Here is a 13,141-nt window from a genome sequence, read left to right on the forward strand (position 1 = left end):
TGACCCAGGAGCAGAACTGCTCCCACAGGTTGGCGCTTTCGCGTCTCTGTAGTGTCGTTGTCATGGTGAATAATTACGGGGTAATGTTCCTGGTGGAACGGAATGTATGTCATTACAATAACGGGATTGTTAAGGAATGTATAGTATGACTTCTCTGATGTTTGTGATAGGTAATGCTTATATTTTTAGTTTTGACTGGCCATAGAAGGGCGATCGCAACCCGTTCTAACACGCCCTGATGTGGAATACGGTTCTTGAAGAGGCGATGCTTATTTGATAGGGAGGAGGGGTTCTTTTTTTGAAGAACTGAGTAGCGATCGCCGCCGCAGTCTCACTAAAACGTTGACTCTCCGTCTAAACCGTGTGAATTGTGCATCATCTAATTGAGTTTTTTGCCACGATTCTCGATTCACGATTCGCTGGTGCCAGGACTTTATTTGAGGACAAGCAGCCAGCGAAATCCCCAGTCGAGGAAGCAAGGGAACGATCGTTCCTGCAACAATATCTGCAAGCGTGAGTTGATGACTGCCAAAGTAGGGACGATCGCCCAGCAGCATACCCCAAAAACTCAGCACTTGATTAACCTGTTGAGTTGCTTGCTCAAAGGAGACGCTTCACTTTCGCAAATCAAAGTAATCACTTCTGGGAAAAGCTCATTGACGGTAACCATCTGGGTCATGCGAACGATCGCCAATTCTTGTGCGTCTTGGGGTAAAAGTGAAGGCGTTGGATACTTTGCTTCCAGGTAATCGAGAATCGCCAGAGACTCAATAACTGTGAAACCATCGTCAACGATCGCTGGAATGTGATGAAACGGATTGACAGTAAGAAATTTTGGCTGCAATTGATCGCCGTTTAGCTGCACTGACACTGGCTCAAATGGAATGTCTTTTTCGAGTAGCGCCAGCCAGACTCGACGAACATTGGGCGACAGCGGATTGTAATAAAAGGTCAGCATTCAGGGTTTTGGCAAGAGAAAAGGCGTTGCTGATTGGAGGGATGAATCTGTGAGAAGTGTTAATCTTTTTGCCTCCTAAATCTTCCAAAATTGGGGGACTTTGAACCTTGGGTTTCCCTCCGCTTTGGGGCAATTCATCCCCTAATTCAGCCCTGATTCAGCAACGCTAGAGAAAAGGAAGATCGGTGTTCTCAAGTTAGCAAACCAGCGCATTGGAGATTTTGGTTTCAATTTTTGGTGACTTCTTGTAGGGTGCTTACAGAGTTGATCGCACTTTTTAGAACAAAATTTTTAATCTGAGAAGATGCCTGGTTAAACCTTGAGAAAAATCGAGGACTATATAATTAGCTCGTCTTTTGTGACAATAAGTTTCAACCTGACCCTGTGTGAGTTGCGTTAAGTCCAATGCTGCAAAAAAAAGATTCCTCAATTCTCAAGTGGGCGCTACTGGCTGCCCTGGTCACGACTGCCCCTCCGATCGCAGCGACGATCGCACCTGTTGTAGCCCAGACAGCGAGTCCTTCTCCAACCTTTTCGCTGCCAACCACAGTTCCCAAAGGCACGACTGTGAGAATTGACGGCTCAAGCAGCATGGCCGTAGTCAACCAGGCTCTCAAGCAGCGCTTTGAAACTCAATTTTCTGGAACAGCCGTAGATGTCGGATATGCAGGCACCCCTGCTGCTCTCAAAGCCCTGATCGATGGAAAAGTAGATTTGGTGGGGATCGGTCGCTCTCTGACCGCAGAAGAGAAAGCGCAGGGGTTAGTGTCCGTTCCGGTGGGGCGAGAAAAAATTGCGATCGTCGTCAGCACAGAGAATCCGTTTAACAAGAGTTTGACGATTCATCAGTACGCTAAAATCTTTCGCGGCAAGATTACAGATTGGTCAGAAGTTGGGGGCGCTCCGGGTGCGATTCGGGTGATTGATCGTCCCGAAGTTAGCGATACTCGGCAGGCTTTTCGGAACTATCCTGTTTTCAAAAGTGCTGAATTTAAAACAGGCACGACGGCCCAGCCTGTTGCGGAAGACAGTACGGGAACAGTAATTCCTAAACTGGGAACCGATGGAATTGGGTATGCGATCGCCAGTCAAGCGCTTGACACTCCAGGAATCCGACCGCTTTTGATGCACAACACGCTGCCTGATGATCCCCGGTATCCCTTCTCACAGCCTTTGGCTTACGTTTACAAAGGAACGCCCAGTCCAGCAGTTGCCGCATTTTTGGGCTACGCAACCGCATCCGATGGACAGCAAGCCATTCAGTCTGCAAAAGCAGATCCAGGCGCGATCGTCGCAGGAAGTCTAGGCGCAGCAGGCGTTGCCAGTTCACTCAATGTCGCTGCTAGTCCAGTAGTCAGCCCAGCCGTGTCTCCTAACGCAACGGCTTCTCCCAGTCCGGTCGTTTCTCCGACGGTTGCCGCTCCTAGCCCAACGGCTTCCCCAGAGGTGGCGCAGGCTCCTTCAACCGGAGGCACCGTAGGGGCAGTTAGTCCAACCAACGAGGGAGGAGTTCCGCCGTGGCTGTGGTGGCTGTTGCCATTAGGGTTGATTGGACTGCTGCTGTGGTGGCTGTTTGGTAAGAGAGATTCAGAATCAGAGACGATCGCTCCCCCGACTTCAGAGGTGACCCCGCCCATTTTGCCTAGTCAATCCATCCCCCCTAGCGAAACGGTTGACCCTGCTTCTAGAGCGGGATCGGTGATCAATTCAGATAGAGCCGCAATTGCAGAAGTTCAGCCCGCTTCTGGAGCGACTGGCAGTATTTCTCCCGAACTTTTAGGGGGTGCAGCGCTGGGAGCAGGTGCGTTGGGGATGGTGGGAGACGATCGCGCTTCAACTGATCTGACAACCTCTGAAATTGAGGGGGAACCTGCCGCGATCGCTGATCCAAGCATTGATAGCTCGATAGACGTTACGCCTGTAGAAGGGGAGTTGGTTGCTCCAGAGCTTTTAGACGGTGAATCGTCAGCGACAACTGCGTCTTCTCCAGATCCCGGACTGTCTCTGACAGATGTCGGAGCGATCGCAGGAGGAGCCGCCCTGGTAACGGGAGCCGCCTGGGTGACTCGCTCTGGTCAAAATCCGTCTTCTGCCTCACCAGGCTTAGAAGCGTCAACGCTGGAGACGGCAAATCTAGAGGAGGAACCCCTCGTTACCCTGGACACGATCACAGAATTGGATGAGCTAGAAGCGATCGTGGACGCAGATTCTGAAGGAACCGTGGATGAGTTAACGATCGTGACAGTGGACGAAGACGCAACGGTATTAGACCTTTCGGAAGCAGAGGTCGCCCTTGTTGAGCCTTCGACGTTGGAAGTGACCGAAGGAGTTGGGGGCGTTGCGCCAGGGTTGCCTGGAGTGGCGGCGATCGTCGGAGGTGCCGCCCTTACCGCAGGAGCGGCCGCCTGGTCGTTGCCAACCGATCGTTCTCAAGCGACTGTCGAAGCTGCCAAATTTGATGTTGGACAAACTGATCTCACCAGTGAAACGTTGGCCACCGTTGATGAAGGACTGCCTGACTTGCCCGATGGCTATGGAGAGAGCCGAATTGTCCTGTTACCTCGCGACCCTCAGTGGGCTTACGCCTATTGGGATGTGCCGATCGAACACCGAATGCAACTCCGACAGCAGGGCGGTCAAAATCTCGTTTTGCGGCTTTATGACGTGACCGATGTTGACCTCACTCATCAAAAGCCACATAGCTTGCAGCAGTTTGATTGTGATGAGTTGGCGCGAGACTGGTATCTTGCAATTCCGGTGAGCGATCGAGAGTATCTGGCTGAGATTGGCTATTTGACGGCTGACGGTCGCTGGTTGATGTTGGCACGATCGCTTCCGGTGCGAATTCCGCCGATCTACCCGTCTGACTGGTTTGAAGATCAGTTTTCGACGATCACCTGGGAAGAAGATCTGCGCGGCAAGACGTTTCTGGAGTTGGTGCCACCGGGGACTCGTGCTGCGGCAATGCCAACCAATCCTATTTACGAGAAAATCTTTGGCATGGCTCAAGGGGTCGAAGCTCAACGGATTGCAGGTTCGCTGTTTGGCTCGATGCAACAGGTGCCTCAACAGGCAATTAGCTCGTTTATCTTCCCGTCGGGTGTGGGAATGGGGATCGCTCCTGGTGTTGGATTGCTAAATCTGCCTGGGATGGGGATGTCGGGAATCGGGATGTCGGGAATCGGGATGTCGGGAATTGGCATGTCGGGAGCCGGATTTGGGGCATCAATGCCGCCGATTCGTCCTCGCAAATTTTGGTTAGTGGCTGATGCTGAACTGATTGTTTATGGGGCGACGGAGCCGGATGCCAAAGTGACGATCGCTGGGCAACCTGTGAAACTCAACCCCGATGGCACTTTTCGCTTTCAGATGTCCTTCCAGGATGGCGTGATCGACTACCCGATTTTGGCCGTCGCTGCGGATGATGAACAGACCCGATCGATTCACATGAATTTCACCCGCGAAACGCCACGTCGGAATACGAACACAAAGGACGAGGCGACGGATGAGTGGTTTTAGTGGACGGAGGTTTTTCGCTTCGGTGTTTAGTTCTTCTGCCCCCCAAACTGCCAATTCTGGAGGACTTTAAGATAAGAGTTCGGCTTAAAGTTGCTTAAGTTTTAGGGATACAAACTTTCTAAAGGGCAGGAGTCGGAAAAAGTACCCCTTCTGTCCTTTGCTGGTTTAGGAGAGGTACTTGTCTAAAAATGGCAGAATTCCCTGGGCTAATTCTTCGGGGTATTCTTCGTGGAGACCGAGAGAACCGGGCATTCGATGAACTTGTACGCCCGAAAAGTGAGCCAACACTTCTACTTCGGCGCGAGATTTGTGAGGCATTTTTTCACCAATCACCATCAGAACGGGAATCGGGAGCGGCTGAAATAAATTGAACCACGCTTCTCTTTTTTTGACGGCATCTAACGCACCTGTGACAAAGGCTGCTGAGGCAAATCGGGCGTTTCGGCGTTTGGTGGTTTGCCACTTTTGGCGAATTAAGTCTGGTGTAATGTTCTGCTTTTCTGCAAAAACGTGCCGACCGTACATCAACTTTAAGAAGCCACGGGTTGTATTCAAAAAGTAGAGAAGTTGACCGACGATCGGCAAATTAATCAAAAGCTGCAAAATTCGATAAAAGCGGCGGTGTTCTCCCATTGCAGTTGGTAGCGGCCCGCGCCAGGTTGGAGACACTAACACCACCCAGCGCCAGGGAGGAGCCGAACTATGATAGGCTTTTGCGGCGATCTCCATCACGTAGGCGGCCGAATGTCCAGCAGCCACGACGACGACAGGTTCAGAGAAGATGGTCTGAATGAAATTGCGTAAAAAAGATTCGTAAAGTGCAGGCGTGTGAGCGATCGCCAGCCGTGAAGAGTCGCCAAATCCTACCCAATCGAGCGCAACGACCTGATACTTTTGAGACAGACGTTGGGCCAGTCCGCGCATTTCCGATCGACTCGAAACGCTGCTCAGAGACGGTAACAATAAGATCGGCTTTCCTTCTCCCAGGACTTCGTAAGTGGTCACGATCGGCTTGTCTTTCCAGTTCCAGTAATGCTCTTTGACACTGCCGCCGATTCCGCCTTCTGAAGTCACACTTGCATCTGTAGGATTGTTGCCCGTCACCGTTTTTCTGTCCTCAAAGCGCTCAACGAATGGAAGATCCCCTGAACCACGATACGCTGTTCTTTCGCCTTTGCACATGGGGATTGGAGAAAATCAAGTTAGCTGGCTTCGGTTAAAGGTGGTGGCAGTAGTTTGAAACTGACTCGTTGGTGTTTAAGATACTGTTGTAGTATTGGGTCTTTTACACGCCGGGAGTTTGCAATGATCCGACCAATCACGCCAGATGATGCAGGTGAGCTAATTAGTTTAGCCAAAGAAATCGGACTTTTCTCGCCGGATGAATTAGAAGAGTTGCGTCAGATGTTGACTGATTCATTGGGGAAAAAGGGCGATGCTCATCCGTTTTGGATTACAGACGATGATGATGGACTCGTGGGATTAGCTTATTGCGAACCGGAACGCATGACCAGTGGAACCTGGAACCTGCAATTGATTGCTGTTCATCCAACTCATCAAAAGCAAGGACGTGGCGGGAAGTTGCTACGTTTTGTAGAGGAGACTTTGGCGGGTCGGGGGGCGCGAGTTTTATTAGTCGAGACGATGGGTACGCCGGATTTTGAGCATGTGCGGGCATTTTACCGAAAAAACGGGTATGACGAGGAAGCGCGGATACGTGAGTTTTATGCAGAAGGGGCAGACAAAATTGTTTTTCGCAAGGCGCTATCTAAACAGAGGTAATTGAGTTTCACAGTTGTTCAAGCAGATTCGTTACTGCCACCCAGCTAACAATCCGCTTGCACACCGACTGTATAGAGCTGGTTGGTTGAGAACGAAAGGTTGCTAGCGGCGGGTGAAGTGGGTCGTCAGGACGATCGCTCACTGCTAGAAATTTTCTCAAGAAGCCAACAGTCCCCATTACTATTTGAAGAGGTGTCTCGTTTATTTAGAAAAGTTGCTGTAACTAGAAGCCTCTCTCTTCGATAGGAGACTCGCATGGCTGACGTGTTCATTTCATATTCGCGCAAAGATAAGGACTTCGTGAGAGCGCTTCATGCGGCGCTGGTTCAGCAAAATCGCGAAACCTGGGTTGATTGGGAAGACATTCCGCTGACGGCTGACTGGTGGCAGGAAATCCAATCTGGAATTGAGACGGCCGATACGTTTGTGTTTGTGGTCAGTCCCGATTCGATCGCCTCAAAAGTCTGTCGAGAGGAGATTGATCACGCCGTCAAATGTCATAAACGACTGGTGCCGATCGTTCATCGTGAGGGGTTTGACACCCAGCAGATTCATCCGGCTTTGGCGAAACACAACTGGTTATTTTTTAGAGCAGAAGATAACTTTGAGCAAGCGTTTCGGTTGTTGGTGACGGCGATCGACACCGATTTAGAATACGTCAAACAACACACTCGCATGTTGGTCAGAGCGATCGAATGGGAGACGCAAAATCGCAATTCTGATTTACTTTTACGAGGCAGTGAGTTAGCAGCGATCGTCCAACGTTTATCAGACATTGAAGCCAAAGAGCCGCGCCCGACTGGTCTGCAACGGGCTTATGTGATGGCCAGTTTGGAGGTCGAAAATGCTCGACAAACGCTAGAAATTCGGCGACAGAGAAATCAAACGATTGGGGTTGCGGTTTTCTCAATCTTTGCGTTGTCTGTGGCTGCCTATGCGTTTCAGCAGCGTGGGTATGCCATTCAACAACGACAAGTTGCGTATCAGCAAAATAAGATTGCCTTTGCTCGTCAGCTTGCCTCTCAAGCCAATCGAGAAACCAGTCAAGAAAATGCGCTGCTGCGACAAGAAAATTTGCAGGCTGCCCAGGGAGTCTTGACCTTAAAACTGGGACTGGATGCACTGCCTGCCAATGCGCTTGCGCTCTTGAGTGGACTCGACCCCCAAATTGTCGAATTGAGTCCTGATGGCAACTATATAGCGGCGATCGCTGCCGATACAACGTTACTCGTCTGGCATGTGACAAGCGGCAATTTGATTTTTAGCCAAAAACAACGCCAAACGGTGAAGATTAAATTTAGTCCAGACTCTCAGCTTTTGACCTGTGCGCGGGCTGACGGCAGTTTGGAGATTTGGAAAGTCGCACCTCAAGCGTTTGAGTCAATTAGAGAGTTTCGGGCACATTCTCAAACGTTAACGGCGATCGCCTTCAGTTCCAACGGTGAATATTTGGCAACGGCAAGCCGCGATCGCACGGTCAGCGTTTGGTCTTTGGATGGCACACTAATGTACAGGTTGTCGCAGTCAAGGGCTGTCAGTTCTGTTGCGTTTAGCCCAGATGCACGGAAGCTTGTGACCGCGAGTAATGATCTGATCGCGCGTGTTTGGGATAGCAAAACGGGTCAGCAAATTGCCTGTCTTCAGCATGAACAAGATGTGAAATTGGTGGCATTTAACCAAAATGGTGAGTATTTAGGAACGGTGAGCGGCGATACGATCGTTCGAGTTTTTTCTCAAGGGGCGATCGAGGAAAGCGGCAAAACTCAGTGTTAGAAAGCTGTCAATTGGCGTTGCTGATTGGAGGGATGAATCTGTGAGAAGTGTCCATCTTTTCGCCCCCTAAATCCCCCAATTTTGGGGGACTTTGAACCTTGGGTTTCCCGCCGCTTTGGGGCAATTCATCCCCTGATTCAGCAACGCCTCAATTTGATAGAGTTTTTTCGCTGCGTTGATTAGACCTTCTGCCTCCCAATCTGCCAATTCTAGGGGACTTTGAATTCGAGTGGTGATCAGTCAGCATTCCGGAGAGCGTTTCTGATACGGTGAAATAAATGCTACTGGCCTATTGGAGAAAAGCGCATGGCTGACGTTTTCATCTCCTATTCTCGTAAAGATAAACCATTCGTTCAGGCGTTGTATACGGCACTGAGCAAACAAGATCGTGAGGTTTGGATCGATTGGCAAGACATTCCTCTGACGGCTGATTGGTGGCAGGCAATTGAAGCTGGAATCGAAGCCGCTGAGACGTTTGTGTTTGTGATCAGTCCTGATTCGATCGCGTCTCAAATCTGTTGCAAAGAGATTGCTCATGCAGTTCGTCATCACAAGCGATTGGTGCCTGTGGTTTGGCGGGATGATTTTGACATTGAGCGGGTTTATCCGACGCTGAGAAAGCACAATTGGCTATTCTTGCGATCGCAAGATGATTTTGAAACGGGGCTGCGATCGCTCCTTCACGCCATCGACACGGATCTGGATCACGTTCGGCAACACACTCGACTGTTGACTCATGCAATTGAATGGAAAAACAAAGATAAAAATCCAGATTTATTACTACAGGGCAGTGAGCTAGAGGAAACGATTCAATGGCTGACGCAGAACGCTGAGAAGGAACCCCGATCGACGGATCTGCAACGCGAATACATCAACGCCAGTCGTAAAGCTGAAATTGCTGAACAGGAAGCAGAAATTGAGCGACAAAAAGCTGAAGTTGCTAAACAAAAAAAATTACGTCAGGCGACGAATGCAGCGTTGATTGCGGTGATGAGTGGTTTGGTGATTGCTACAGGATTAGGAATCTTTGCATTTCGGCAATACCGGACCGCAGAAACGAGTCGCAAAATTGCCAGAGTGAATGAGATTAAAGCACTCAGCACGTCCTCGAATGCGTTGTTTCATTCCAATCAAGATTTGGATGCGTTGGTGACGGCCTTAAAAGCAGTTAGTCTTGTGAAAACTTCACCCTGGGCAGATTCTGAGACTCAAACTCAGGTGAGATCGACCCTACAACAAGCCATCTATGGGGCCCAAGAGCAAAACCGCCTTGAGGGAAAACCGGGGGTGACGATCGCCAATTTCAGCCCCGATGGAAAACTGGTGGCAATGGGCAATGCTCAAGGAGACGTGAAGCTACAAAGTACTGATGGTCAAAAACTTCAGACGCTTAAAGGACATTCCGACCAGATCACGGGTTTGAGTTTTAGCCCCGATGGAAAAACGCTGCTCACCGCCAGTAAAGATGGCCCGATCAAACTTTGGAGCATCGACGGCAAAGAATTGAAGTCTTTTGAAATGAGAGGTACTGGAGCTTTTCGGTTTAGCCCCGATGGGAAGACGTTTACCTTTAGCACTTCAACGGGTGCAATTAAGCTGTGGAGTTTAGAGGGTCGAGAACTGCTCAATCTGCGGAGTGTTTACCCCAATGATCTTGCTTTCAGTCCCGATGGGAAAACAATCGCCGCAGCCGTTGACAAAACGGTGAAACTTTGGGATTTGGGGGGGCGGTTAGTGCAGACCTTGAAAGGGCACAAAGCCGATGTGATCAGCGTTCGGTTTAGTCCTGATGGCAAGATCGCGACGGCCAGTATCGATAAAACCGTCAAGCTTTGGAGTCGAGAAGGCCGTCTGCTGCGATCTCTTCGAGACAATAGTTTGGCGACAGAGAGCAATTGGATTGCAAGAGTCCAGTTTAGTCCCGACAGCAAACGGATTGCAATCACCACTTATGGACGCACGATCGAGATTTGGACAGTAGATGGGCAAAAACTCAAGACAATCAATGAAATGAACAGTCAGGCGATGAGCGTTACATTTAGCTCAGATGGAAAAACGATTACTTCTGCTAGTTGGGAAGGAACGATCAGAGTTTGGAATCTACGAGATCAGAAACTCAACACGCTGTCAGAAAAAGACATTGGTGGAATTAACGCGATTGAATTTAGCCCAGATGGAAAGGTGATTGCGATCGCTGGAGAGAACGGACGGGTGAAATTGTTGAAACGCTCAGGGCAAGAAATTAAAACATTCGCTGCACACGAAAAGATTGTGACTCAACTTCGGTTCAGCCCAGATGGGAAAACCCTGCTCACTGGCAGCGATGGCTACACGACCTATCCAGACTCGACACTAAAGCTTTGGAGCGTTGAGGGTCGGCTCCTCAAAACCTTTAGAGGGCCGGCGATAGGCATTCAGGAGTTGAGTCTCAGTCCTGATGGTCAAAGTATGGTCACTTCGGGCTGGGGGGAGTCCGTGCTGCGGGTGTGGAGTCTGAAAGACCAGAAATTTCAGATCTTTAGAGGCAACACCTCTATCAACAGCGCCCAATTTAGCCCCGATGGAAGAACGATCGCCTCGGCAGATGAACGGGGCACCATTCAGCTATGGAATCTCAAGGGTCAAGTTCTCAAGTCTTGGAAAGGGCACAGTGATTGGATTGGTGCAGTGCGCTTTAGCCCCGATGGTCAGTGGTTGGTGTCGGGTGGAAACGATTCCACTATCAAATTTTGGAATCTGAATGGACAAGAACTTAAAACGCTGAAAGGACACACGGCTAGAATTCAGGATTTGAAATTTAGTCCAGATGGTAAGACTTTGGTGTCTGCCAGCAAAGATAAAACGATCAAATTTTGGAATCTGGAAGGACAGGAACTGAAGACGATCGAAGCAAATGAGACCGCCGACATTAGCAGCATTGCATTTAGTCCAGATGGTCAGCTTCTCGCCTCAGTGAGTAATGATAATAAAATTAGCTTTTGGAATACTGAAACATCAGATTTTAATCGTCTGGTCATTCGTAGCTGTGATTGGCTCAAAGATTACCTGATCAATCATCCTGAAACACTAAAAGACATCACGACGTGTCAAAATTCTACACTTCTAGCTCAAGCTTCTGCAACATTAATGAGACGGGGAGAAGAACTTGCAAAAACTGGAGACGTGAAAGCAGCGATCGCTCAGTTTCAACAAGCCAAAGAATGGAATCCTCAACTCGATTTGAATGCCGAGACAATGGCTCAACGATTAGCCGATCGAGGCGAAGGAGAACGTTTGATTGCAGAAGGAGAAGACTTGGCGAAAGCTGACAAAGTTGAGGAAGCGATCGCTAAATTCCAAACCGCTCAAAAGCTGGGTGCTGATTTGAACTTCGATCCGAGACTCAGAGCTAGACAGGTTGTAGCCGTTTCTCTGATTACAAAAGCGGAAGAATTGGTGCAACAGGGAGAAGTCAAACAAGCGATCGCCAACTTCAACCGCGCCAAATTACTCGCCCCCACGCTCAAAATCTCCGTCGATTCTTGGGACAATCTCTGCTGGTATGGCAGTCTTCATGGACAAGCCGCCCAAGTCATGGATGCCTGCGAAAAAGCCGTCGCCTTCTCACCTCCCGCCGAAGTGGGATATCACCGTAACAGCCGTGGAGTTGCTAGAGCCATGATGGGCGATCGAGGGGGAGCGATCGCCGACTTTGAGGCTTACATCGCCTGGACAAATAACCCCTCAAATCAGCCCAAACGCAAACGCTGGATTGCCGCACTCAAAAAGGGCAAAAATCCCTTCACTCCCAAAGAGATCGAAAGTTTGCTTTATTAGCGTGAATTCGATGAAGTTTTTTTGCTTCGTTTTTGGGCAGCAGATCTCAACAACGCAGCAAAAACAATTTTTGAACATTGCTGAAACAGCTACTTGACGAGAATCAAAATTCCAGATATTCTCTCAAATCAAGGACATCTTTTCGTTACGGGAAAGTCGTCTGGTCGCCCAAAAAATCTAGTCTGTCGCCGCCCAACGTTGTTACCAGCAACAGAGGGCAGCTAACCCACGAGACTGTACAAGCAGTCCGGAGGGCTAATGGAGGATTTTATCACTCCTTTGGCCGCTCTGACTTGTTATGACCGTCGGGGCGGCTAGTTTTTTGGGTTTCTTCGGAGACCTAAATTTGGAGTAATTACGATGGCACGTCTTTTGAATGCTGGCTTTTGGCTGTGCGATTTCGCCTACGCATTTTTAGAAGCAATTCAACTTCGATTTCTTCCCGATTCTATTCCCCGATTCATTCCGTTTCGCGTTTCATCTCTTGTTCCGTTACAGGATCTTTTACCTGACACCGCCATTCCTCACTCTGATGAGTTTGAAATCCTGCGGGTGCTAATTATCGGTTCCTCAGACGGTGTGACGGAGACGATTCAAAACCTACACGTTCGACGATTTGCGAATGCCACCGATTGGAGTCCCTTGTTACCTGCCCCCTCGTTTGGCGAAGTGATGAGCATTCTGACTCGACAGCGCCAAAAATTGGAAGATGGTGGATCGCAAATTTAATGAGCGATCGCTTTCAACACAACCTGAATCTAAACTAAAAGCCTTCTCTTAACGTGAATTTGATGAAATCTTTCGCTGCGGTGATCGCTCCGGGCAGCCCCCTAAATCCACGTGAATTCGATGGAGTTTCTTCACTTCGTTATTGAGGGATTCGCCCCCTAAATCCCCCATTCTGGGGGACTTTGAATCAGCATAATTTCTTTAAACTCTGAGACTTTTCTGGGTCAAAGTCCCTCAATTTTGGGGGATTTAGGGGGCTGAAGTCGATGCAAACGAAGCGAGTCGCTCTCATCGAACTGACGTTAAATCCCCCAAAATTGAGGGACTTTGAGCAAAAAATTCCGTCCGGAAGTCCCCCAGATTGGGGGGTTGGGGGGCGAAAGTGCTGAATCACGAAGCGAAAAATCTCTGTCGAATTCACGCTAAACTAAAAGCCTTCTCTTAACGTAAATTCGATGAAATCTTTCGCCAGGTGATCGCTCTGGGCAGCCCCCTAAATCCCCCACGAGTGAGGGACTTTGAGCAAAAAATTCCGTCCGGAAGTCCCCCAGATTGGGGGGTTGG

Annotated in this window: 8 protein-coding genes; 5 read left to right on the forward strand and 3 right to left on the reverse strand. The window is 49.4% G+C overall.

The features are described from left to right. Positions 1–269: 269 nt before the first annotated feature. Together ACKFKH_RS32730 and ACKFKH_RS32735 are read right to left on the reverse strand one after the other, a co-directional pair. Complete coding sequence (locus tag ACKFKH_RS32730) at positions 270–575, reverse strand: glutathione S-transferase family protein (RefSeq protein WP_446862579.1); 306 nt, start codon at positions 573–575, stop codon at positions 270–272. Continuing rightward, positions 569–958, reverse strand: a complete 390-nt coding sequence (locus tag ACKFKH_RS32735; RefSeq protein ID WP_446862580.1) for a glutathione S-transferase family protein — start codon at positions 956–958, stop codon at positions 569–571. The genes ACKFKH_RS32730 and ACKFKH_RS32735 overlap by 7 nt, the downstream gene beginning before the upstream one ends. A 405-nt stretch (positions 959–1,363) precedes the next feature. On the opposite strand from ACKFKH_RS32735, the gene ACKFKH_RS32740 reads away from it, so the two are divergent. Next, complete coding sequence (locus tag ACKFKH_RS32740; protein ID WP_446862581.1) at positions 1,364–4,477, forward strand: DUF4912 domain-containing protein; 3,114 nt, start codon at positions 1,364–1,366, stop codon at positions 4,475–4,477. 165 nt (positions 4,478–4,642) lie between these two features. Here ACKFKH_RS32740 and ACKFKH_RS32745 read toward each other — a convergent pair whose 3' ends face one another. After that, positions 4,643–5,659, reverse strand: a complete 1,017-nt coding sequence (locus ACKFKH_RS32745; RefSeq protein WP_446862582.1) for an alpha/beta fold hydrolase — start codon at positions 5,657–5,659, stop codon at positions 4,643–4,645. A 123-nt stretch (positions 5,660–5,782) separates the two neighbouring features. Here ACKFKH_RS32745 and ACKFKH_RS32750 point away from each other — a divergent pair, with 123 nt between their 5' ends. From ACKFKH_RS32750 to ACKFKH_RS32765, 4 genes are all read left to right on the forward strand, one after another. Then, positions 5,783–6,259 (forward strand): N-acetyltransferase family protein, encoded by a 477-nt coding sequence (locus ACKFKH_RS32750; protein ID WP_446862583.1) that lies wholly within the window; start codon positions 5,783–5,785, stop codon positions 6,257–6,259. Between the two features lie 255 nt (positions 6,260–6,514). Then, positions 6,515–8,032, forward strand: coding sequence for a toll/interleukin-1 receptor domain-containing protein (locus tag ACKFKH_RS32755; protein WP_446862584.1), 1,518 nt, complete (start codon positions 6,515–6,517; stop codon positions 8,030–8,032). Between the two features lie 306 nt (positions 8,033–8,338). Next, positions 8,339–11,848, forward strand: a complete 3,510-nt coding sequence (locus ACKFKH_RS32760; RefSeq protein WP_446862585.1) for a WD40 domain-containing protein — start codon at positions 8,339–8,341, stop codon at positions 11,846–11,848. A 360-nt stretch (positions 11,849–12,208) separates the two neighbouring features. Next, positions 12,209–12,577 (forward strand): hypothetical protein, encoded by a 369-nt coding sequence (locus tag ACKFKH_RS32765; protein ID WP_446862586.1) that lies wholly within the window; start codon positions 12,209–12,211, stop codon positions 12,575–12,577. The last annotated feature ends 564 nt before the right edge of the window (positions 12,578–13,141 follow it).

It is taken from the genome of Phormidesmis sp. 146-20 (genome assembly GCF_052939475.1).